Here is a 21534-nt window from a genome sequence, read left to right on the forward strand (position 1 = left end):
ACACCCACCGGGTCGTGCCAGCCACGCCCACGCAATAGAGAGGACCCCATCCGATGCAGAAGGTTTTCGTGTACGGCACCCTGCGGGCCGGCGAGATCAACGACATCAGCCAGGCTGCCGCGCGCCACGACATCGCCGAGCCGACCCTGCTAGGCACGGCCACCGTGCGCGGGTATCTGTTCGATTTCGGCGCGTATCCGGGTCTGGTGCTCGACGAGGCGGGGCCGCCGGTGTGCGGCGACGTCTACGAAATCGACCCGGATCTGATTGCGGTGCTCGATGAAATCGAGGAAATCTATCCGGGTGTCGAGGGGCTGTTCGTGGCCCGCGAGGTCACGGTGGAAGTCGACGGCGCCGCGCTGGCGTGCCGCTTCTATCCGGTGACGAAACATGCGGTGAAGGGCTTGCCGGAGATCCGCTCGGGCGACTGGGTGGCGCATCGCCGCTCCAAAAAAACGGCCCGGCAAGCCTGAGCCTGCTGGGCCGTCCGGTCGGTCAGCCTTGCGGCCTGCGCCGCTTCATTGCGAAGCGGCGCAGCCAGATCGTGAGGCGAGGACGCATGCCGCGCGCCCTTGCACTCGTGTACCACCAGAGCTCAGGGCCCGGCTAGCGCCGTGCCTCAGATTTCCTCATACAGCGGCAGCGTCAGGAAGTCGGTGAACTGCTCCGACGTGGACATCGCTTCGAAGATCTCAGCCGCGCGGTCATACGGCTGGGTATCGCCGCCCACCGCCTGCTTCACCTTGGCGAGTTCCTGCTTCGACAGTTCGCGCACCAGTTCCGCGGTAACCTTGCGGCCGTCGTCGAGCGCGCCCTTCGGCGAGCGGATCCACTGCCACACCTGCGAGCGCGAGATTTCCGCGGTCGCGGCGTCTTCCATCAGGTTGTGGATCGGCACGCAGCCATTGCCCGCCAGCCACGAACCGAGGTAGTGAATCCCGACGTTGATGTTGTTGCGCAGACCCGCTTCGGTGATCGGCGCTTCCGGACGGAAATCCATCAGGTCCTTCGCGCTCACTTCAACGTCGGCGCGTTGCTTGCCGATCTGGTTCGGCTGCTCGCCCAGCACCTTGACGAATTCTTCCATCGCGATCGGCACCAGACCCGGGTGCGCCACCCAGCCGCCGTCGTAGCCGTCGCCCGCATCGCGCGCCTTGTCCGAGCGCACGCCGCCCATGGCGCGGTCGTTGGCGGCCGGGTCGTTCTTGATCGGAATCAGCGCGCTCATGCCGCCGATTGCCGGCGCGTTGCGGCGGTGGCAGGTCTTCAGCAACAGCAGCGCATAGGCCCGCATGAACGGCGAGGTCATGGTGATCTGCGAGCGGTCGGCGAGGCAGAAGTCCTTGTCCGTCTTGAACTTCTTGATCGCCGAGAAAATGTAGTCCCAACGGCCGGCGTTCAGGCCCGAGCTATGTTCGCGCAGCTCGTACAGGATCTCGTCCATTTCGAACGCGGCGAGGATCGTTTCGATCAGCACCGTGGCGCGGATCGTGCCGCGTGGCACGCCGACCGCTTCCTGCGCGGCGACGAAGATGTCGTTCCACAGACGCGCTTCCAGATGGCTCTCCATCTTCGGCAGATAGAAGTAGGGGCCCGAGCCGCGCGCGACCAGTTCCTTCGCGTTGTGGAACAGGAACAGCGCGAAATCGAAAATGCCGCCGGAGACGCGTTGCCCGTCCACCTTCACATGCTTCTCGTCGAGGTGCCAGCCGCGCGGACGCACGATCAGCGTGGCGATCCTGTCGTTCAGCTGGTACGACTTGCCGTTCTGTTCGAGCGAGATCGTACGGCGCACCGCGTCCTTCAGATTGATATGGCCGGTGATCTGGTTGTCCCAGCTCGGCGCGTTCGAATCTTCGAAGTCCGTCATGTACGAATCCGCGCCGGAGTTCAGCGCGTTGACGATCATCTTGCGCTCGACCGGGCCGGTGATTTCCACGCGGCGGCATTGCAGATCCTGCGGCAGCGGGGCGATTTTCCAGTCGCCGTCGCGAATGCTTTTCGTCTCGACGAGGAAGTCGGGACGCTCGCCGGCGTCGAGACGCTTCGTGCGTTCGGCACGCGCTTTCAGCAGCGCCTGGCGGCGCGGTTCGAACGTGCGATGCAACGCCGCGACGAGTTCGAGCGCCTCGCGGGTCAGGATGGTTTCGTAGCCCGGCTTGAGATCAGCCGTGATTTCCACGCCCTGCGGCAACTGCGACGATGAAAGCGGGTTCGCCATGTTTTCTCCTTGGTCGGTCAGATTGCAAAGATGCAAATGTTCAAATGCGCCTGAAATGCGCGGGGTTGCTTCGGACTGCGTTGCATGCGTCCATGAGGTAGGCTCGTGCCGTCATGCGCCAGGGCTGTGGCGCGGACGGCTTGTGCTCCTCTCGGGCGCTGCGAGGGTTGTTAAAAAATCGAGCAGGTCGTTCATGCTCCCGCCCGTGCCATGTGGCGTGACGCCCAGCTCTTCAGCGGGCGCGCCTTGCCGGTTGAGCCAGAAAGTCGTGTAGCCGAACCAGTTCGCGCCGGCCGCGTCCCAGCCGTTCGACGACACGAAGACGATCTCGCGCGGCTGCGCGCCGAACGCCTGGGTGCCGAGCGTGTAGGCGGCGGGGGCGGGTTTGTAGGCGCGTACCGCGTCGACGGAGAGCACGTGGTCGAACAGGCCGCTCATGCCGGCGCTCTTCACGGCGATGTCGAGCATCTGCGGATTGCCGTTGGACAGGATGGCGAGGCCGAGCGGGGCGTGCTGACCGCGCTGCTCATACAAGCGGCGCAACGCGGGCACCGCGTCCGGGAAAGCCGACAGGCACGCGTATTCGTCCATCAGACGCTTTTCCGCCGCGCGATTCAGCGTGAGGCCGAGCTTGTGGGCCGCGAAGCGCAGCGCGTCGAGCGTGATGTTCCAGAACGGCTGATAGCGCCCGCCCGCCGGGTCGGCCAGCGTGCGCAACTGGGTGTATTCGATCTGCTTTTGGCGCCACAACTGCGAGAGCGCATCGCCGTGGCCTGGGAACATCTGCTCCGCCGCAGCGACGACCGAATGCACGTCGAACAACGTGCCGTAGGCGTCGAAAATCACTGCTTTGGGGAAGATTGCCGTTGTGGCCGACATTGCCGTGCGCTCCAATTCGAGGTCAGACAAATTGTATTAGTGATGCTCTGCGCTCAAAAAGAGGCTAAACATCACTTGATCTTTTACTTTCACCCACCTAATCTGACGCGCATTGCCACTCCGATACGCGCGCTTTCGTGCATGGCCAAGGCCTCTGGCCGACCGTGTACGCAGGGCTCCGACTCCTCCATGGACCGTTTCAAGCAGATCGAAACTTTCGTCGCCGTTGCGGCCAAAGGCAGCCTGTCGGCGGCCGCGCAGGCGGAGGGCGTGGCGCCGGCCATCATCGGCCGCCGCATCGACGCGCTCGAAGAGCGGCTGGGCGTCAAGCTGCTGGTGCGCACCACCCGCAAGATCACCTTGACCTTCGAAGGCTCGGCGTTTCTCGAGGACTGCCAGCGCGTGATTCACGACATGCAGAACGCCGAGGCGAGCGTCTCGGCGGGCGGCGTGAAGGCGAGCGGCCATCTGCGCCTGTCGGCGCCGGCCGGCTTCGGCCGCCGGCACGTCGCGCCGCTGGTGCCGGCCTTCACCGTCGCGCATCCCGACGTCTCGATCACGCTCGACTTGTCCGACCGGCTGGTGGATCTGGTCAACGAAGGTTTCGACTGTGCGGTGCGGTTGGGCGAATTGCCGGATTCGTCGCTGGTGTCGCTGCGGCTGGGCGAAAACCGCCGCGTCTGCGTGGCGTCGCCCGCCTATCTGACGCGCCGCGGCGCGCCGCAAAGCCTCGCCGATCTGGCCCATCACAACTGTCTGGCGCTGGGCGCGAGCGCCAACCAGCAGCGCGGCTGGATGTTTCAGCAGGGCGACAAGGTGGTGTCCATCAAGGTCTCCGGCACCATGGAATGCTCGGACGGCGCGGTGCTGCACGAGTGGTGTCTCGACGGCTACGGCCTCGCGTGGCGCTCGTGGTGGGAAGTGGGCACGGATATCGCCGCCGGCCGGCTCGTCAGCGTGCTCGACGAGTTCGCCGCGCCGCCCATCGGGATTCATGCGGTGTTCCCGCAGCGCCGTCATTTGCCGCTGCGCGTGCGGCTCTTTCTGGACTTTCTTAAGCATACCTACGGTCATCCCGGTTATTGGGGGTGAGGGCGGCGCACGGCGCCGCCGCGCGGGTTTCCGATATGCGGACAGACCCGCACGCGGGCGCTGCGTCCGTTCAGGCGCACTACAATCGATTGAGGGACCCGCCTGGCGCCTGCCGTGGCAGCGCTCTTCGCCTTGCCGGGTCCGGCCGCAGCAGACGACGACGGAGGCACCGTGTTCAAGCACATCCTGGTTCCGACCGATGGTTCAGATCTGTCACGCAAAGCGATCGAAGGCGCAATCGATCTCGCCCAGGCCGTAGGCGCGCGCGTCACGGCTTACGCGTGCCTGCCGCAATATCCCTACTCGCCGTTCTCCGAAGTGGTGATCGAGCCGCCGGGCGACTTTCTGGAGCGCAGCGAGCGAGAGGCGCGCGTGCATCTGCAGGAGGTCGAGCGGGCCGGACGCCACGTCGGCGTAATCGTCACGAGCCGCACCAGCGTGCATCCTTCGCCGTACCTCGGCATCATCGAGGCGGCCGAGAAGGGCGCGTGCGATGTGATCTTCATGGCCTCGCACGGACGCCGCGGACTCGGCAGCCTGCTGATCGGCAGCGAGACGCAGCGGGTGCTCACGCATACGAAGATTCCGGTGATCGTGTATCGCTGAGACGGGTGTACGACGGCGCAATAAAACGCGCCGGCGGTGAAGCCGGCGCGGGTCCTGCCTAACGACACTTAACGACACGTAAAGGCGTGTATGGGCACGTATTGACCCATCCCGGCACGTTGCCCTGCGCCGCTTGCTTCTCTCTCAGATTCCAGTCCGCTCGGGTCTGTCCTGGGACCTTGTGAGCCCACTTTGCAGACCTTCTCCGGCTTGACTGTCTCCTCCCTGATCGCGGCCCTCTGGCGGGGCCGCTTCCCGTCTGTCCTTCCATCGATCCGCTTGCGCGTTCTTTCAGGCTGCTGCGAGGTATCTCAACCTGCCTTCGAGGGCGCCGCAATGTCGCTTCGACGCTGCGGCAACGCCTCTCAGGCCACCTTCTTGTCGAAGAACTGCTCGTCTTCCGTCGACCCGTGCAGCGCGGTGGTCGAGGCTTCGCGTTCGACCGTTTGCGTCACGGCGTCGAAGTAGCCGGTGCCGACTTCGCGCTGGTGCTTCACGGCGGTGAAGCCCTTTTCGGCGGCCGCGAATTCGGCCTGCTGCATTTCGACGAAGGCGCTCATCTGCGTGCGGGCATAGCCGTGCGCGAGGTTGAACATCGAGTAGTTCAGCGCGTGGAAGCCGGCCAGCGTGATGAACTGGAACTTGTAGCCCATCGCCCCGAGCTCTTTCTGGAACTTGGCGATCGTCGCGTCGTCGAGGTTCTTCTTCCAGTTGAACGACGGCGAGCAGTTGTACGACAGCAGCTTGCCCGGGAACTCCTTGTGGATCGCCTCGGCGAACCGCTTCGCGAATTCGAGGTCCGGCTTGCCGGTTTCGCACCAGATCATGTCGGCGTACGGCGCGTAGGCGAGGCCGCGCGAGATGGCCTGTTCGATACCCGGCCTCGTGCGGTAGAAACCTTCGACAGTGCGCTCGCCGGTCAGGAACGGCTTGTCGTTATCGTCGATGTCCGAGGTGACGAGGTCGGCCGCTTCCGCGTCGGTGCGGGCGAGCAGGACGGTCGGCGTGCCGGAGACGTCGGCGGCCAGACGCGCGGCGGTCAGCTTGGCGATGTTTTCGCGGGTTGGCACGAGCACCTTGCCGCCCATGTGGCCGCACTTCTTCACAGAGGCGAGCTGGTCTTCGAAGTGCACGCCCGAGGCGCCGGCTTCGATCATCGCCTTCATCAGTTCGAAGGCGTTCAGCACGCCGCCGAAACCGGCTTCAGCGTCGGCCACGATCGGCGCGAAGTAGTCGATGTAGCCTTCGTCGCCCGGATTCTTGCCTTCCGACCACTGGATCTGGTCGGCGCGCGTCAGTGTGTTGTTGATGCGCTTGACCACCAGCGGCACCGAATTGGCCGGATACAGCGACTGGTCCGGGTACATTTCGCCGGCGACGTTGGCGTCGCCCGCCACCTGCCAGCCCGACAGATAGATCGCCTTCAGGCCGGCCTTGACCTGCTGCATGGCCTGGTTGCCGGTCAGCGCGCCGAGCGAGTTCACGAACGGCTCGTTATTGACGCTGTCCCACAGCTTTTGCGCGCCGCGCTTCGCGAGCGTGTGCTCGACCTGCACGGAACCGCGCAGACGCACCACGTCGTCGGCGGAGTAGGTGCGCTTGATGCCTTTCCAGCGCGGATCGGTTTCCCACTGTTGCTGGAGTTCTTGTGCTTGCTGTTGGCGTGACGTCATGGTGTGCTCCTTGATTGCCTGGATAGTGGATCGGTGAATCCTGTCTTCGCGAAGCGCTGTGCCGTGGGGGCGTTTCGTTTCGTGAAGTCTTATATAAGAGTCTAGGCAAATCGAAGCGCGTGCAATAGACGCGTGTCACGCTTTGTGTGAGATTTTTAGTTGTTATAAATCAGTGGCTTAATGACGTTGTTTCGCATTGAGAAATGCTGTTTCCCCTGCTGCAATAGCCCTTGTTGTGCCACGCAGCACGATTTTTTACGAGGCAAAAAAATTTTCCACATCGTGAAATATCGTAGGCGACCACCGTGCGGACGAAAAAAAACCGGCGCATGAGCACCGGTTTCTTCTGACGTTCGGGTGGCGAGGGCCGCCCGTGGCCGTTTTCAGCGGGTCTGGCAACAGGTCCTGCACAGGGTCCTGAGGACCGCCGCGCAGGGCGTTGTGCCACCCCAACCCTGGCCGCTTAGCTGCCGCGACGCGCCGTACGCGGACCGTCGCTGCGGCGTGCGCCGTAGCCACCGTCACGCGAGCCGCCGTAGCCTTCACGCGAACCGCCGCCAGCCGACTTGCCGGCCCAGCTGCCGCCATTGCCGCCGCCGCTACCGCTGCGAGCGCCGCCGCCGTTACCGGCCGGCTTGCCGGCACCGCTGCCGCTGCCGAAGCGACGGCCAGCGCCGCCATTGCCACCGCCCGGACGGCCACGGCCGCCAAAGCCAGGACGGCCATTGCCCGACGGAGCCGACTTGCGCGGCTCAAAACCTTCGACGACATTGACCGGCAGGGGCGTACGCACGAAACGCTCGATGCGCTTGAGCGCGCCTTGTTCGGCGTGATGCACGAGGCTCACGGCGATACCCGAGCGGCCAGCACGGCCGGTACGGCCGATACGGTGCACGTAGTCTTCCGCGAACTTCGGCAGGTCATAGTTGAACACGTGCGTGATGCCCGGGATGTCGATACCGCGAGCGGCGACGTCCGTGGCGACCAGCACGCGCACACGGCGCTCGCGCAGGGCCTTGATGGTGCGGTTACGCGCACCTTGCGGCAGGTCGCCGTGCAGGGCGGCCGATTCGAAACCGGCGTCGGCCAGACGGCCAGCCAGTTGGTCGGCGTCCATCTTGGTTGCGGTGAACACGATAGCCTGGTCGAGGCCGGAGTCGCGCAGCAGATGGTCGAGCAGACGGTCCTTGTGATCGCGGTCGTCGACGTAGTGGACGGTTTGCGCGATGTTGGTGCGCTGCTCCATGCGCTGGACGATCTCGATACGTTCCGGATCCTTCAGCAGACGGCCGGTCAGCGAGCTGATCTTGCCGTCGAGCGTGGCCGAGAACAGCATCGTTTGACGCGTGGCCGGCGTAGCGGCGACGATCGTTTCGATGTCTTCGATGAAGCCCATGTCCAGCATGCGGTCGGCTTCGTCGAGCACGAGGATCTGCAATTGCGACAGGTCGATACGGCCGCGTTCCAGATGGTCGATCAGACGGCCCGGCGTTGCCACCAGGATTTCCGGGTTCTTGGCCAGCAGCATCAGCTGTTGACCGTAAGCGACGCCACCGAGAATGCTGACGGTGCGCAGGCGCTTGAGGTGCTTGCCGTACGTGGCGGCGGCGGTGGTGACCTGCATGGCGAGTTCGCGGGTCGGCGTCAGAACCAGCATGGTCGGACGGGCAACCGGTTGCGGACGGCGCGTGCGGGCGCCATCAGCCGGACGCGGCTCGCGCGGCTGGCTGGCTTGCGCCTTTTGCAGTTGCGAGAAACGCTCGATGGCGGGCAGCATGAACGCGGCGGTCTTGCCCGAACCGGTCGGGCTGGAGACCATCAGATCGCGACCGGCGATGCCGGCGGGGATGGCGCGTTGCTGAACCGGAGTCGGAGTCTGGTAGCCAGCGGCGGTCAGCGCGGAGACGACATCCGGTGACAGACCGAGCGACGCGAACGACGGGCCGGCCGGTGCCTCGGCGACAACTGCGACGGCTTCCGGCGCTGCAGCAACGGCTGCGGCTTGCGCGGGTGCTGCGTCGGTGTCGATGAGACCGAGTGCCTGGTCGGCGATGGCGTTCAACGGGCTGCTGGGGGTATTGCTCGAAGTCATGAGAATCCTTGAAACGATCCTGGGTGATGCACGGAATAAATACGTCGGCGCCAATCGGCATACCCAAGTCGTCGGATTCAGCGAGCAAAGAAGCAGCGAGCAAATCGAAAAACGGGGGCAGCTCGCGACAATCAAGGCGAGCTTTTCGTTAGAAGCTGTATCGGTTGCGACATGCCAACACGGCGTGCCGCCAGCCTGGTACATGATCGCCCGTAGGGGGCTAGGCAGGAGGGGACAGGTTCTAAACTGGATTGGAGCAAAACGCTACGAGGCGCTGCGCCGCAAAGGCCGCTGGGAGAAAGCCGGGCAAAGCAGTGAAGCGCAGGCAGCATTGTATAGGGTTTTGCTGCACCGCGCCACAATTAAGACATTTCCGTGAAGGAAAGGGCCGATGTCCGCTTGTTTGTGCGCCGGACTTAGGCCGAAGCGCCGCTTTTCAGCGATTCGACCAGTTCGACGTATTGCTGCTTGGCGGCGTCCTGCGCAGTGCCTTTCAGCGCTGCCCAGGCGTCGTACTTGTACTTGCCGACGATGTCGGTGAAGCCGGGCTTGTCGCCGTGCACGTCGCCCTTGGTGGCCTGCTTGTAGAGCGCGTACAGGCGTAGCAGCGTCAGGTTGCCCGGGCGTTCCGGCAGTTGTTGGACCTCTTCGTGGGCTTTCGCGAATTGCGCGTCGACGTCGCTCATGTTTTCTCCGTGGCGAATTCAAGATGGGCTGTCGATCATATCAAGCGCGATCGACGGACGGGTCGAACCAGGCTCGAACGATTCTTCCAAACGGCGCGGGGAGCGGGGCGGTGCGGGGCGGTTTGAGGTGGCTTTGAAGGGCTTCGAAGGGTTTTGGGGAGACTTTAAGGCGGCTTTGAGCGGCACCCCCCACCTCCAGTCGCGCCGCACGTGTCCGGCAAGGCGGGGCGTCGCATTACAATAGCGGCCATGACCCGAACTGTGCTGCTTGCCCTCGATACGTCGACCGAATTCTGCTCGGTCGCGCTCCTGTCCGCTGCGTCCGCCGCTGCGGGCGCCCCCGGCTCCGAAGAACCGCGCGTCTGGGTACGCCACGAAGCGACCGGCGCCGTGTCCAGCACGCGCCTGTTGCCCGCGATCCGCGAACTGTTCGACGAAGCCGGCCTCGTGCTGGCCGATTGCGACGCGATTGCGTTCGGCGCCGGTCCCGGCTCGTTCACCGGTCTGCGGACTGCAACGGGCGTGGCGCAAGGGCTCGCCTTCGGCCTGAACTGTCCTGTCGTGCCGATCGGCACGCTGCTCGCCTGTGCCGAGAGCGCGCGTCTGCGCGATCCGTCGGTCAAGCGCGTCGTGGCGGCGCTTGACGCCCGCATGGACGAAGTCTATTGGGCCGACTTTGCGTGGGACGAAGCCGAAGGCGAATGGCGCACGATCCAGCCGGCCTCGCTCGATGCGCCGGACAAGCTGTCCTTGCCCGACACGCCTTTCACGCTGGCGGGCAATGCCGCTGCCGCGTTCGGCGCGCGTCTCGCCGCCGGGGCGGTGGCGCGGGCCGTCGACGGCGAAGCGCTGCCGCATGCGCTGCCGCTCGCGTTTGCGGCGTTGCGCGCGTTGCGCGCCGGGCGTACTGTGCCGGCCGAGCTCGCGGCGCCCGAATACGTGCGCAACAAGGTGGCGCAGACGACGGCGGAACGGATGGCCGGGAAGGCGGAGAAGGCCGCCAAGGCAGAACAGGCGCCGGGCGCGCAGCAGGCGGCGCAACCCGCATCCGGCCGCGAAGCGGCCTCTGCCTCCGCGCCGGCGCCTCACTCCGGACCTCAAGGCGAGGGCGGACGATGAGCGGAGTGTTGCTGGCGGACCGCTACATGTCGCCAATGACCGAAGGTGACCTCGACGAGGTCGCCATCATCGAAAAAGCGGCCTATGAGTTTCCGTGGAGCCGCGGCAATTTCGAAGACTCGCTGCGTAACGGCTATTTCGGCATCTGCCTGCGCCATGTCACCGGCACCTTGATCGGCTACTGCGTGCTGATGCCGGTGGTCGACGAGATGCATCTGCTGAATCTGTGCGTGGCGCCCGCCGCGCAGGGTGCGGGCGCTGGCCTGTCGCTGCTGCGCGAAGCGGTGCGCATCACGCGCAACGAGAAACTCGACGGACTGCTGCTCGAAGTGCGGCCGTCGAACCAACGGGCCATCCGGCTTTATGAACGCTTCGGCTTTGCTTCGATCGGCCGTCGCAAGAACTACTATCCGGCGCGACATCGCAGCCGGGAGGACGCCATCGTGATGCGTTTTTCGTTTGTCAGGGAGGGCGCAGATGGCGCTGCATGAATCTGCATTGGAAGAACTCGGCCTCGCGCCGATGTGGGTGAGGCGCGGCATGGGGCAGGCGGGCGCCGGCGCCGCTGAGGAAGTGGCCGTGGCGCTCGAGGCTGTTCCTGATGGCGCTGCGGTGCGTGCCGAGGGCACGGCGCCCGTGCAGGGCTTGGGGCAGGGATCTGCACATGACGCGGGTCAAGCTCGCCCCGCAACGGGGCGGCGCGAAGACGCCTTCGAGCAGGGCGCTCGCGCGCCCGCTGCACGCGCCGAGGAAGCGCGCGAGTTCGCCGCGCCGGTCGATCGGGCTGCCGCACGGCCCGCGCAGCCAACCCGCCCAGCCCCTGCTGAACCCTCCGCTTCCTCGCCGCCACCCGACGACGATTTCGCGTGGTTCGACGACCTCCCGTCCCAGCCGCCGTCGGAAGCGAGCATCGTTGCGGCCGAACGCGCGGAACGCACCGAACCCGCGCTGCAGACCCTCGACTGGGATGCCCTCGCCGAACGCGTGGCCGCCTGCGAGCGCTGCCGCCTGTGCGAGAAGCGCACCAACACGGTGTTCGGCGTGGGCGACCGCAACGCCGACTGGATGCTGATCGGCGAAGCCCCCGGCGAAAACGAAGACCGCCTGGGCGAACCGTTCGTCGGCCAGGCGGGCAAGCTGCTCGACAACATGCTGCGTTCGCTGACGCTCGCGCGCGACACCAACGTCTACATTGCCAACGTGATCAAGTGCCGGCCGCCCGGCAATCGCAATCCCGAACCGGACGAAGTCGCGCGCTGCGAGCCGTATTTGCAGCGCCAGGTCGCGCTCGTCAAGCCGAAGCTGATCGTCGCGCTGGGCCGTTTCGCCGCGCAGAGCCTGCTGAAGACCGACGCAAGCATTTCGTCCCTGCGCGGCCGCGTCCACGCGTATGAGGGCGTGCCCGTCATCGTCACGTACCACCCGGCCTATCTGCTGCGCAGCTTGCCCGACAAGGCGAAGGCGTGGACCGATCTGTGCCTCGCCCGCGATACCTGGCTGAAGGCGGCCGGGACCGAAGCGGCGACCGGCTGATGGATACGCCTGGGGCCGCAGCGCTTCCGGCCGCTGTGCCCACGGCACACTGGGATGCGCTGCGCGAGCCCGCGGTGCGCGATCTCGCGTGGTTGCTGTTCAGTGCCGACCTGTTGCGTGCGCAACCACCGATCGGGATGCTGGCGAGTGCGTTCGAAACGGCGGACGAGGTAGCCGCCACGCTCGAGTGGCTGCACGCGCTCGACGCCAACCCGGGCGCGCTGCACAGCGACCTCGCGGCGGCGCGCGTGACGCGTCTTGGCCGCTACGCGGAATGCCTGCTCGGGTGGTTTCTGCAGCACGGGCCGACGGCCCGCCTGGTTGCCGCGAACGTGCCGCTGCGGCGCGCCGGTCTGACCTTGGGCGAGTGCGATTTTCTGGTGCAGACGCAGGCGGGGCGACGGTTGCACTGGGAATTGGCGGTCAAGTGCTATCTGCACGCCGGCGATGGACGGGCGCAACTGGCCGATTACGTCGGGCCCAATCTGCAGGACCGCTTCGATCTGAAGCTCACTCACGTGCTCGATCATCAGTTGCCGCTCAGCGCGCGCGAGGAGTTCGCCTCGCTCGGACATGTGGGGCCGTGGGAACCACAGATGTTCATCAAGGGCTGGCTGTTTTACCCGCACGGCGAAACGACAAGCGATCCCGTCGAACTCGATCCGGCGCATGCGCGCGGCTGGTGGGCCACTCGCACGGATTGGCCGGCTTTTGCGGCCGACCATGCGCAAGCTTGGCGGGTGTTGCCGCGGCTCGAGTGGCTGGCGCCGCGCCGGCATGAGCCAGGGACGGCGGAAGCGGCGGGCATCGCATTCGTCGAAGCCAGTGCTTTGAGCGAACGTGTCGCCCATCAGAACGGCCCGACGATGGTGGCGGCTTTCCATCTCGACGATGCGGGCCGCTGGGTCGAGCGTTCGCGCGGCTTTATCGTGCCGGACGACTGGCCGCAAAAGGCGCGGGCATTTGCGCGTCAGTGAGCGCAACCGGCGCTGCGGTGACGAGGCGCGCCACCCCGCGCGCTACCACTCACGCCGCCACGCGCCTCACCACCACCGATAAAAATGATGCACCGGACCGACGCCCTGACCGACGTCGAGTTGATCGCTCGCCTGCAGCGCGCCGGTCAGATAAGTCTTCGCATCGGCGACCGCACTCGCGAGATCCGCGCGCTGCGGAATCAGCGCTGCAATCGCCGACGACAGCGTACAGCCCGTGCCATGCGTGTTCTTCACCGGCACACGCGCAGCGTAAAGGCGCAGCGTGCCGCTGTCCTGCACCAGCCAGTCGGGGCTGTCGGCGGCGCTAAGGTGGCCGCCTTTCATCAGCACGGCGCGTGCCCCGAGTGCCCGCAGCGCTTCGCCTTGTTCGATCATGCCGGCTTCGTCGGTGGCGGGCGCGCGTCCCAGCAACGCGGCCGCTTCCGGCAGATTCGGCGTCAGCAGGTCGGCGAGCGGCAGCAACTCGTCGCGTACCACGGCCACCGCGTCGGGGGCGAGCAGCGCGTGATTGCTCTTGGAAATCATCACGGTATCGAGCACGACGTGCTTTGGCCGATAACGCCGCAGCGCCTCGGCGACGGCCCGTGCGACCTGCGCGTTGGCCAGCATGCCGATCTTCACCGCGTCGATGCGGATATCGTCGAACACCGCGTCGAGTTGCGCCGCGATAAACGCCGGATCGGGCGTATGAATCGCCGTGACGCCGCGTGTGTTCTGCGCAGTCAGCGCCGTGATGACGCTCGCGCCATACGCGCCCAGCGCCGAGAAAGCCTTGAGGTCGGCCTGAATGCCGGCGCCGCCGCCGGAGTCGGAACCGGCGATCGTCAGGACGTTGGGAATCGGTTGAGTCATGGGAGGCTGGAAAGAAAGAAGCGCGGGCGCGGCGCGCATCCCGCATGCGTGCATTCCGGCGCTTTAGCGTAGCGCGTCAGAATGGCGTCTCAAAGGCGCGCGTCAGTGTTTCACTTCGCCGATCAGGGCGACCGAATCGAACGCGCGCTGGTTGGCCTGGTGGCGCCGCATCACGAACCACATCATCACGCAGACGAAGGTGCCGAACAGCACGATCACCGCCGACACCGGCACGTCGAGCCACACCAGTACGGCATAGAGGCACAGCATCACGAGGACCGAGAGGTTCTCGTTGAAGTTCTGCACGGCGATCGAGTGGCCGGCTGAAAGCAGCACGTGGCCGCGATGCTGCAGCAGCGCATTCATCGGCACCACGAAAAAACCGGACAGGCCGCCGACGATCATCAGGAAGATATAAGCGAGGATCAGATAGCCCGGCACGTGCATGCGGCCGAAGTAAATGCCCCAATGCGCCGGGAACAGATCGCGGGTGTAGAAGGCCATCATCATCACCGCGATACCCATCATGATGCCGACCGGCAGCACCGAGAGCGACTTCTTGAGCGGCACGCGCGAGGCGGCGATGATCGCCCCCGCGGCCACGCCGACCGCGACGACAGCCTGCAGGATCGCGCCTTCCGAGAGCGACATGCCGAGCGACACTTCGGCCCACTTCAGCACGATGAACTGCAAGGTCGCACCGGCGCCCCAGAAGAGGGTGGTGACGGCGAGCGAGATCTGGCCGAGCTTGTCGTGCCAGAGAATCTGGAAGCATTCGGCGAAATCGGTGACGAGCTTGATCGGGCCGCGTTCCTGTTGCGGATAGCGTGCGCCGGTGTCGGGAATGCGCAGATTGAAAAGCGCGGCAATCACGTAGATCGCCATGATCACGAGCATCGCCGCTTCGGCTGGCGTGTTGACGGTGGGAATGTGGTGCTTGAGGATGTGCGACGCGATATGCGGACTGATCAGCGCGCCGCCCAATACCGTGCCGAGAATGATCGAGCCGACCGTGGTGCCTTCGATCCAGCCGTTCGCGGCGACGAGGCGGTCAGGCGGCAGCAGTTCGGTGAGGATGCCGTACTTGGCCGGCGAATACGCTGCAGCGCCGAATCCGACAATGCCGTACGCGATCAGCGGATGCGCGCCGACCAGCATCGTGAAGCAGCCGACTACCTTGATGGTATTGGTGACGAACATCACGCGCCCCTTCGGACGCGAATCGGCGAAGGCGCCGACGAAAGCAGCAAGAACGACGTACGACAGCACAAAGAACAGCTTGAGCAGCGGCGTCATCCAGTTCGGGGCATGCAGGTCTTTCAGCAGTGCAATAGCAGCAATCAGAAGCGCATTGTCGGCCAGCGACGAAAAAAACTGCGCGGCCATGATGGTGTAAAAACCTTTTTTCATCTGATGCGATGCTGTCCTCGCTGCGGTCCGTCCGCCCCGGCCGTGTGCAAGGCGTCCGGGCTTATTCCGTTCGAAATGGGTTGTGCGCACGGCTTTATATCATGAAAATAGCTGGATTCGGACTAGCAGAATCCTTGATCGCACCGCCCAGCGGGCTCCTGAGCACTGAAAACGCACTGTAAGCTCCTGATTCGCAAGCGTCTTTACGAAAATTTCCCATGCCGCGCCCCCTCTCAGCCACGATCCACACCGCTGCACTCGCCAATAACCTCGCCGTCGTCCGCCGTTACGCCCCAACTTCGAAAATCTGGGCGGTAGTCAAGGCCAACGCCTACGGGCACGGCCTCGCCAGAGCCTTTCCCGGTCTGCGCGCAACCGACGGCTTTGGATTGCTCGACCTCGAAGAAGCGGTGAAGTTGCGTGAATTGGGCTGGGCTGGGCCAATTTTGTTGCTGGAAGGCTTTTTCCGCCCCACCGATATCGACGTGATCGACCGCTACAGCCTGAGCACGGCGCTGCATTCGGACGAGCAGTTGCGCATGCTGGAAATGGCGCGCCTGTCGAAGCCCGTCAATATTCAGTTGAAAATGAATAGCGGCATGAACCGTCTCGGCTATACGCCGGAGCGTTTCCGGGCGGCGTGGGAACGGGCGCGCGCGTGCCAGGGCGTGGGGCAGATCACGCTGATGACGCATTTCGCGGACGCGGACGGCGAACGCGGCGTCGCCTCGCAGATGGAAGCGTTCGAACGCGGCGCGCAGGGCATCGCGGGGGCGCGCAGCCTGGCCAATTCGGCGGCCACGCTGTGGCACCCGGCGTCGCATTTCGACTGGGTGCGGCCGGGCATCATCTTGTACGGCGCGTCGCCTTCGGGCGTGACGAAGGCCATCGAAGGCACGGGCCTGCAGCCGGCCATGACGCTCGCGTCGGAATTGATCGCGGTGCAGAGCATCGCCGCGGGCCAGACGGTGGGCTACGGCTCGATCTTCAAGGCGCGTGCGCCGATGCGCATTGGCGTGGTGGCATGCGGCTATGCGGACGGCTATCCGCGTGTTGCGCCGGAAGGCACGCCGGTGATCGTCGATGGGGTGCGCACGCGGATTGTCGGCCGGGTGTCGATGGATATGCTGACCGTCGATCTGACGCCGTGTCCGACGGCGGGCGTCGGCTCGCGCGTCGAGTTGTGGGGCAATACGCTGCCGATCGACGACGTCGCCCAGGCGTGCGGCACGATCGGCTACGAGCTGATGTGCGCGGTGGCACCGCGGGTGCCGGTGCGGGCGGAATAACGCTGTAGGCAGCGCTGATCCGGCGTTGCAGGCAGCGCCGGAAACAGACGTCGCAACAGACGTCGCAGCAGATAGATCAACCTCACAGGCAAGGGCGCGTGGCTAAACAGAAGACGATGTACACCTGCACCGAATGTGGCGGGCAGGCGCCCAAGTGGCAGGGCCAGTGCCCGGCATGTCATGCATGGAACACGCTGGTGGAGACGGTGGCCGAATCGCCGTCCGCGCACCGCTTTCAGTCGCTCGCGAAGAGCGCGCCGGTGCAGCGCCTCGCGGATATCGAAGCGTCGGACGTGCCGCGCTTTTCCACCGGCGTCAGCGAATTCGACCGCGTATTGGGCGGTGGCCTGGTGCCGGGCGGCGTGGTGCTGATCGGCGGCGATCCGGGCATCGGCAAATCGACGCTGCTGCTCCAGTCGCTCGCGGAAATTGCCCACGACCGGCGCGCGCTCTATATCAGCGGCGAAGAATCGGCTGCGCAGATTGCCTTGCGGGCGCAGCGGCTGTCACTGCTCGATCCGGGCTCCAAGGCGAGCGAACTGCGGCTCCTCGCCGAAATCCAGCTCGAAAAAATCCAGGCGACGATCGAAAGCGAACGGCCCGACGTGGCCGTGATCGATTCGATCCAGACGGTCTATTCCGAGGCCCTGACTTCGGCGCCGGGCTCGGTCGCCCAGGTGCGCGAGTGCGCGGCGCAACTGACGCGGATTGCCAAGCAGTCGGGCACCGCGATCATCATGGTCGGCCACGTGACCAAGGAAGGCAATCTGGCTGGTCCGCGCGTACTCGAACACATCGTCGACACCGTGCTGTATTTCGAGGGCGACACGCACTCGTCGTTCCGTCTCGTGCGCGCGTTCAAGAACCGCTTCGGCGCGGTCAACGAACTGGGCGTGTTCGCGATGACCGAGCGCGGCCTGCGCGGCGTGGCGAATCCGTCGGCGCTGTTTTTGTCGCAGCACGAACAGGTCGTGCCGGGTTCGTGCGTGCTGGTGACGCAGGAAGGCTCGCGGCCGCTACTGGTCGAAATCCAGGCGCTGGTGGACGCCGCCAATGTGCCCAATCCCCGCCGCCTCGCGGTGGGTCTGGAACAGAACCGGCTGGCGATGCTGCTCGCCGTGCTGCACCGGCATGCCGGCATTGCCTGCTTCGATCAGGACGTGTTCCTGAATGCGGTGGGCGGCGTCAAGATCACCGAGCCGGCCGCCGACCTCGCGGTGCTGCTGGCGATCCATTCGTCGATGCGCAACAAGGCGCTGCCGAAGGGCTTGATCGTGTTCGGCGAAGTGGGGCTGGCGGGCGAAATCCGGCCGTCGCCGCGTGGCCAGGACCGGCTCAAGGAAGCCGCCAAGCTGGGTTTTTCGATTGCGCTGATTCCGAAGGCGAACGCACCCAAGCAGCCCATCGACGGCTTACAGGTTATTGCTGTCGACCGGCTCGAACAGGCGATCGACCGGATCAGGACCCTTGAGTAAGGCGCGTTCGCGGTGCAATGAAGCCGTCTTTGCCAAGTAATGCTCCGTAAATAACTCCCTCGAGCCTGTAACCAACGCAACGCGCGTATTCCCTAAGCTGGGCGGGTCTGCCATCCCTCAAGCGGAAAAGGATCGCGCCTTGAAACAGTCTCATGAAACCGTGACCGAGCGTCCGATGCAGGTGCGCGGCTGCCGCGTCTCTGCGCCCATCCGCCAGCCTTGGGGCGGAGCGTGCCGGATCGTCGAGTGGATCGACACCACCGGCCAGATCTCGCGGCGCGTCGTGGCTGAGAACGTGACGCCCGATGAAGTGCGTGCCACCATCGACCGGCATGTGGAAGGCCGCAAATATATGCTGTACGACGACGAACGCGCGCCGCGGCAGACTTTGCCACGGCGGTAGAGGAGGAGGCTTCTATTGCGGCAGCCCGCCGGCCTCATCCGGTGATTCGCTCGCGCTGGTCTGCGCCTGGCTATCTGTCTCTGTCTCCGTCTCCGGATTGAAAAGCGGATGCTGCGCCGCTTCGGCGGCCGTCAGCACCGGCGAAACACAGCAATCGAGCGGCTCCAGCAAACGTACCCAATCTTCCAGCGACCGGCTTGCAATCAGGCCGGCGAGGTCCTGGATCAGCGCGAGCGCATCTGGACCGCCGATGGCCTGGCCGACGCTCCAGTGGCGGAACGCCCACTCCGGGCGGTCGAGCGCGTGGCACAGCGTTTCCCAGAACTTGAGTTCGAGCGCCGCGACTGCGAGCCAGCGCCCGTCTTTCGTGCGGTACAGGTTGTAGCAGGCGACGCCGCCGTTCAGCAGGCCGGCGCCGGCCTGCGGCGCGGCGCCGTCGTTGGCGAGCGAGACCTGGGCGAGGAAGTTGTTCGCGTGGCTGCTGTGCGTCATCGAGACGTCGACGAAGCGGCCGTTGCCGCCGCGCGCCACGCACCACAGCGCGGCGAGAATCTGCGAAACCGCGCTCGCGGCGCCGCCCAGCAGGTCGGCAATCTGGAAGTTCGGCAGGACCGGCGTGCCGTCGCGGCTCGCCAGTTGTTCGAGCACGCCCGCGTAGGCGATGTAGTTCAGGTCGTGTCCGGCGTGACCGGCGAAGGGACCGGTCGAACCATAGCCGCTGATCGCGCAGTAGACGAGTTTCGGATTGAGCGCGCTCAGCGTTTCGTAGCCGATGCCGAGCCGCTCCATCACGCCCGGCCGGAAGCTCTCGATCAGCACGTCGGCTTCCCGTGCGAGCGCACGCAGCACGGTGCGTCCCGCTTCTGACTTGAGATCGAGCCGCGTCTCGCGCTTGCCGCGGTTGACCATCCGGTAGAAGGCGCCGGGGCGGCCGGCGACCCGATCGCTCGACGCCTGCAGCATCGTGCGCGTGGGGTCGCCGGCGCCGGGCGCTTCGATCTTCAGCACGTCCGCGCCCAGTTCCGCGAGGCGCAGGGCCGCGACGGGGCCGGGCAACAGGCGCGTCAGATCGAGTACGCGCAGGCCTTGCAATGCAGCGGGAGACGTCAAAGCCAACCTCTCTCGTAGGTAGAAAACGCGGGGCCGGCCTTCACCCGGCGGCGCTAACCGATTTGCTCAAGCTCCTCGTGCGTGTCGAGCCATTCGGCCTCGAGTGCTTCGAGACGCGCATTCACGTCCGCCTGACGGCGGATCGCCTCCGTGAGGCGGGTCTTCTGTTCCGGATCGTAACTGGCTGGATCGGCGACGAACGTATCGAGCGTCGCCTTTTCCGCGTTCAACGCGTCCATTTCCTTTTCGATCTTGCTGATGCGGCTTTGCAGCGGCTTCTTCAGGTGCGACAGTTTCTGGCGTGTTTCGGCGTCCTGACGGCGCTGTTCCTTGCGGCTTGCCGCGCTGTCTTCGGCGTTGCCGTTATTGCCGCCGTTCGTTGCGTTGCCGGCCGCGTTGCCTGCGCTCGCCGCCTTCAGCGCCGCACGCTGTTCGGCGGCGTGCTGCAGCAGCCAGTCGCGATAGTCGTCGAGGTCGCCGTCGAACGGTTGCAGCCTGTGTTTGGCCACCAGCATGAATTGATCGGTGGTGGCGCGCAACAGATGACGGTCGTGCGAGACGAGGATCAGCGTGCCTTCGAACTGGGCGAGCGCCATGGTCAACGCGTGCCGGGTTTCCAGATCCAGGTGGTTGGTCGGCTCGTCGAGCAGCAGCAGGTTCGGCTTTTGCCAGATCACCAGCGCGAGCGCGAGGCGCGCTTTTTCGCCGCCCGAAAACGGTGCGATCGCCGCCGTTGCCATCTCCCCGGAGAAGTTGAAGCCACCGAGGAAGTCGCGCAATTCCTGTTCGCGCGTGTCGGGCGCGAGCCGTGCCAGATGCTGCAGCGCCGAGTCTTGCGGGCGCAATGTTTCGAGCTGATGCTGCGCGAAGTAGCCGATGCGCAGCCCCTTGCCTTCGCGGACATCGCCGCCGAGCGCCTCGAGCGTGCCGGCGAGCGTCTTGATGAGGGTGGACTTGCCCTGGCCGTTCGCGCCTAGTAGACCGATGCGCTGACCGTTCTGGATCGACAGGTTGACGTGCTCGACGATCGGGATTTCGCCGCCTTCGTTGCGATAGCCGCAGCGCACGCTTTCCATCACCATCATCGGGTTCGGTGCGGAATCCGGCGTGCGGAACTCGAACGTGAAGGGCGACGACGCATGTGCGGGCGCGATCAGCTCCATCTTTTCGAGCGCCTTCACCCGGCTCTGCGCCTGGCGTGCCTTGGTGGCCTGCGCCTTGAAACGGTTGATGTAGCTTTGCAGATGTTCGACCGTGCGCTGCTGCTTTTCATAGGCGCTCTGCTGCAGCGCGATCTGCTGCGCACGCAGGATTTCGAACTGCGAATAATTGCCGCCGTAACGCTTGATCTGCTGGTGCTCCAGATGCAGCGTGACGTTGCAGATCGAATCGAGAAATTCACGGTCGTGCGAGATCACGATCAGCGTGCCCGGATAGCGGTGCAGCCAGTCTTCGAGCCAGACGATGGCGTCGAGGTCCAGGTGGTTGGTCGGCTCGTCGAGCAGCAGCAGGTCGGAGCGGCACATCAGCGCCTGGGCGAGATTCAGGCGCATGCGCCAGCCGCCGGAGAAGCTGGCCACGGGCAGGCGGGTCTGTTCGAGCGTGAAGCCGAGACCCAGCAGCAGCGCTTCGGCGCGCGCGGGGGCGGTGTAGCCGTCGGCGTCGGCAAAGGCGGCGTGGGCTTCGCCCTCCGCGGCGCCGTCGTGCGCGGCCGAGGCCGCTGCAATCGCTGCTTCGATGGCGCGCAACGCGGCGTCGCCGTCGAGCGTGTAGGCGAGCGCCGTTTTGTCGACGGCGGGGGTTTCCTGTGCCACGTGGGCGATCTGCCAGGACGGCGGCATTGAGAAATCGCCGGCGTCCGCGTGCAGTTCGCCGAGCAGCACGGCAAACAGGGTCGACTTGCCCGCGCCGTTCGCCCCGACCAGCCCGGCCTTCTCGCCGGGGTTCAGGGTGAAGGTGGTGTGTTCGAAGAGCGGCTTGGTGCCGCGCGCGAGACTGAACTGGTTAAAGCGGATCACAAAGAGGAGGCCGGCTTGGAAAAAACGCTATTTTAGACCGGGGAGCGGTGCGCGCGGGATTGGCCGTTCGGCCAACTG

General features: G+C 65.4%; 20 protein-coding genes. 11 read left to right on the plus strand and 9 right to left on the minus strand.

The window, feature by feature from the left end; all coding sequences use genetic code 11:
• The first annotated feature begins 53 nt into the window (after positions 1–53).
• Positions 54–473 carry a gamma-glutamylcyclotransferase family protein gene (locus P3T42_RS07240; RefSeq protein WP_429305556.1) on the plus strand — a complete coding sequence of 140 codons (420 nt, stop codon included), beginning with the start codon at positions 54–56 and terminating at the stop codon, positions 471–473.
• Positions 474–619: 146 nt separating this feature from the next.
• Here the strand turns inward: P3T42_RS07240 and aceB are convergent, their stop codons facing one another.
• Complete coding sequence (aceB, locus tag P3T42_RS07245) at positions 620–2221, minus strand: malate synthase A (protein WP_074299692.1); 1602 nt, start codon at positions 2219–2221, stop codon at positions 620–622.
• Between the two features lie 111 nt (positions 2222–2332).
• Complete coding sequence (locus P3T42_RS07250; RefSeq protein ID WP_429305557.1) at positions 2333–3100, minus strand: haloacid dehalogenase type II; 768 nt, start codon at positions 3098–3100, stop codon at positions 2333–2335.
• Positions 3101–3289: 189 nt separating this feature from the next.
• On the opposite strand from P3T42_RS07250, the gene P3T42_RS07255 reads away from it, so the two are divergent.
• Together P3T42_RS07255 and P3T42_RS07260 are read left to right on the plus strand one after the other, a co-directional pair.
• Positions 3290–4192 carry a LysR family transcriptional regulator gene (locus tag P3T42_RS07255; RefSeq protein ID WP_074299688.1) on the plus strand — a complete coding sequence of 301 codons (903 nt, stop codon included), beginning with the start codon at positions 3290–3292 and terminating at the stop codon, positions 4190–4192.
• Positions 4193–4363: 171 nt separating this feature from the next.
• The gene (locus tag P3T42_RS07260; protein ID WP_074301659.1) at positions 4364–4798 is read left to right on the plus strand and encodes a universal stress protein; all 435 of its coding nucleotides are present in this window, start codon (positions 4364–4366) and stop codon (positions 4796–4798) included.
• Positions 4799–5163: 365 nt separating this feature from the next.
• On the opposite strand, the gene aceA is transcribed toward P3T42_RS07260, so the two are convergent.
• Together aceA and P3T42_RS07270 are read right to left on the minus strand one after the other, a co-directional pair.
• Entirely contained in the window at positions 5164–6471 is a 1308-nt protein-coding gene (gene aceA, locus P3T42_RS07265; protein WP_074299686.1) for an isocitrate lyase, read from the minus strand.
• 463 nt (positions 6472–6934) lie between these two features.
• Entirely contained in the window at positions 6935–8563 is a 1629-nt protein-coding gene (locus P3T42_RS07270) for a DEAD/DEAH box helicase (RefSeq protein ID WP_429305558.1), read from the minus strand.
• On the opposite strand from P3T42_RS07270, the gene P3T42_RS07275 reads away from it, so the two are divergent.
• Positions 8562–8942, plus strand: coding sequence for a hypothetical protein (locus P3T42_RS07275; RefSeq protein WP_429305559.1), 381 nt, complete (start codon positions 8562–8564; stop codon positions 8940–8942). The two genes, P3T42_RS07270 and P3T42_RS07275, sit on opposite strands and share 2 nt — an antisense overlap.
• A gap of 37 nt (positions 8943–8979) precedes the next feature.
• On the opposite strand, the gene P3T42_RS07280 is transcribed toward P3T42_RS07275, so the two are convergent.
• On the minus strand, positions 8980–9249 hold the full coding sequence (locus P3T42_RS07280) for an acyl-CoA-binding protein (protein WP_074299679.1): 270 nt from the start codon (positions 9247–9249) through the stop codon (positions 8980–8982).
• A 249-nt stretch (positions 9250–9498) separates the two neighbouring features.
• On the opposite strand from P3T42_RS07280, the gene tsaB reads away from it, so the two are divergent.
• The 4 genes from tsaB to P3T42_RS07300 are packed head-to-tail and all read left to right on the plus strand — an operon-like array spanning position 9499 to position 12878.
• Positions 9499–10368: a tRNA (adenosine(37)-N6)-threonylcarbamoyltransferase complex dimerization subunit type 1 TsaB gene (gene tsaB, locus P3T42_RS07285; RefSeq protein WP_429305560.1), complete on the plus strand. Its 870-nt coding sequence runs from the start codon at positions 9499–9501 to the stop codon at positions 10366–10368.
• Positions 10365–10859, plus strand: coding sequence for a ribosomal protein S18-alanine N-acetyltransferase (gene rimI, locus P3T42_RS07290; protein WP_074299674.1), 495 nt, complete (start codon positions 10365–10367; stop codon positions 10857–10859). The genes tsaB and rimI overlap by 4 nt, the downstream gene beginning before the upstream one ends.
• Complete coding sequence (locus tag P3T42_RS07295) at positions 10846–11901, plus strand: uracil-DNA glycosylase (RefSeq protein WP_429305561.1); 1056 nt, start codon at positions 10846–10848, stop codon at positions 11899–11901. Before rimI ends, P3T42_RS07295 begins: the two co-directional genes overlap by 14 nt.
• Positions 11901–12878 (plus strand): DUF1853 family protein, encoded by a 978-nt coding sequence (locus P3T42_RS07300; protein ID WP_429305562.1) that lies wholly within the window; start codon positions 11901–11903, stop codon positions 12876–12878. Before P3T42_RS07295 ends, P3T42_RS07300 begins: the two co-directional genes overlap by 1 nt.
• A 66-nt stretch (positions 12879–12944) precedes the next feature.
• Here P3T42_RS07300 and thiD read toward each other — a convergent pair whose 3' ends face one another.
• Together thiD and lplT are read right to left on the minus strand one after the other, a co-directional pair.
• On the minus strand, positions 12945–13751 hold the full coding sequence (thiD, locus tag P3T42_RS07305; RefSeq protein WP_429305563.1) for a bifunctional hydroxymethylpyrimidine kinase/phosphomethylpyrimidine kinase: 807 nt from the start codon (positions 13749–13751) through the stop codon (positions 12945–12947).
• 102 nt (positions 13752–13853) lie between these two features.
• Positions 13854–15161 (minus strand): lysophospholipid transporter LplT, encoded by a 1308-nt coding sequence (gene lplT, locus P3T42_RS07310; protein WP_429305564.1) that lies wholly within the window; start codon positions 15159–15161, stop codon positions 13854–13856.
• A 218-nt stretch (positions 15162–15379) separates the two neighbouring features.
• Between lplT and alr the strand changes: the two genes are divergently transcribed.
• The 3 genes from alr to P3T42_RS07325 all read left to right on the plus strand — a co-directional run bounded on the left by alr (position 15380) and on the right by P3T42_RS07325 (position 18328).
• Positions 15380–16450, plus strand: a complete 1071-nt coding sequence (gene alr / locus P3T42_RS07315; protein WP_074299666.1) for an alanine racemase — start codon at positions 15380–15382, stop codon at positions 16448–16450.
• 98 nt (positions 16451–16548) lie between these two features.
• Entirely contained in the window at positions 16549–17925 is a 1377-nt protein-coding gene (gene radA, locus P3T42_RS07320) for a DNA repair protein RadA (RefSeq protein ID WP_074299664.1), read from the plus strand.
• A gap of 139 nt (positions 17926–18064) precedes the next feature.
• Positions 18065–18328: a DUF2866 domain-containing protein gene (locus P3T42_RS07325; RefSeq protein WP_074299662.1), complete on the plus strand. Its 264-nt coding sequence runs from the start codon at positions 18065–18067 to the stop codon at positions 18326–18328.
• 12 nt (positions 18329–18340) lie between these two features.
• Here the strand turns inward: P3T42_RS07325 and P3T42_RS07330 are convergent, their stop codons facing one another.
• Both P3T42_RS07330 and P3T42_RS07335 read right to left on the minus strand, forming a co-directional pair.
• Complete coding sequence (locus P3T42_RS07330; RefSeq protein ID WP_429305628.1) at positions 18341–19420, minus strand: CaiB/BaiF CoA transferase family protein; 1080 nt, start codon at positions 19418–19420, stop codon at positions 18341–18343.
• 71 nt (positions 19421–19491) lie between these two features.
• Positions 19492–21456 carry an ATP-binding cassette domain-containing protein gene (locus tag P3T42_RS07335; RefSeq protein ID WP_429305565.1) on the minus strand — a complete coding sequence of 655 codons (1965 nt, stop codon included), beginning with the start codon at positions 21454–21456 and terminating at the stop codon, positions 19492–19494.
• Between the last annotated feature and the right edge of the window lie 78 nt (positions 21457–21534).

Source organism: Paraburkholderia sp. GAS38 (assembly GCF_050434965.1).
Lineage (GTDB): Bacteria > Pseudomonadota > Gammaproteobacteria > Burkholderiales > Burkholderiaceae > Paraburkholderia > Paraburkholderia phenazinium_A.

Bases quoted from the DNA above. Each gene is read 5' to 3' on its own strand.
- P3T42_RS07240 (WP_429305556.1), top strand. From the start codon at position 54: ATGCAGAAGGTTTTCGTGTACGGCACCCTGCGGGCCGGCGAGATCAAC.
- aceB (WP_074299692.1), bottom strand. From the start codon at position 2,221: ATGGCGAACCCGCTTTCATCGTCGCAGTTGCCGCAGGGCGTGGAAATC.
- P3T42_RS07250 (WP_429305557.1), bottom strand. From the start codon at position 3,100: ATGTCGGCCACAACGGCAATCTTCCCCAAAGCAGTGATTTTCGACGCC.
- P3T42_RS07255 (WP_074299688.1), top strand. From the start codon at position 3,290: ATGGACCGTTTCAAGCAGATCGAAACTTTCGTCGCCGTTGCGGCCAAA.
- aceA (WP_074299686.1), bottom strand. From the start codon at position 6,471: ATGACGTCACGCCAACAGCAAGCACAAGAACTCCAGCAACAGTGGGAA.
- P3T42_RS07275 (WP_429305559.1), top strand. From the start codon at position 8,562: ATGAGAATCCTTGAAACGATCCTGGGTGATGCACGGAATAAATACGTC.
- P3T42_RS07270 (WP_429305558.1), bottom strand. From the start codon at position 8,563: ATGACTTCGAGCAATACCCCCAGCAGCCCGTTGAACGCCATCGCCGAC.
- P3T42_RS07280 (WP_074299679.1), bottom strand. From the start codon at position 9,249: ATGAGCGACGTCGACGCGCAATTCGCGAAAGCCCACGAAGAGGTCCAA.
- tsaB (WP_429305560.1), top strand. From the start codon at position 9,499: ATGACCCGAACTGTGCTGCTTGCCCTCGATACGTCGACCGAATTCTGC.
- rimI (WP_074299674.1), top strand. From the start codon at position 10,365: ATGAGCGGAGTGTTGCTGGCGGACCGCTACATGTCGCCAATGACCGAA.
- P3T42_RS07295 (WP_429305561.1), top strand. From the start codon at position 10,846: ATGGCGCTGCATGAATCTGCATTGGAAGAACTCGGCCTCGCGCCGATG.
- P3T42_RS07300 (WP_429305562.1), top strand. From the start codon at position 11,901: ATGGATACGCCTGGGGCCGCAGCGCTTCCGGCCGCTGTGCCCACGGCA.
- thiD (WP_429305563.1), bottom strand. From the start codon at position 13,751: ATGACTCAACCGATTCCCAACGTCCTGACGATCGCCGGTTCCGACTCC.
- lplT (WP_429305564.1), bottom strand. From the start codon at position 15,161: ATGAAAAAAGGTTTTTACACCATCATGGCCGCGCAGTTTTTTTCGTCG.
- alr (WP_074299666.1), top strand. From the start codon at position 15,380: ATGCCGCGCCCCCTCTCAGCCACGATCCACACCGCTGCACTCGCCAAT.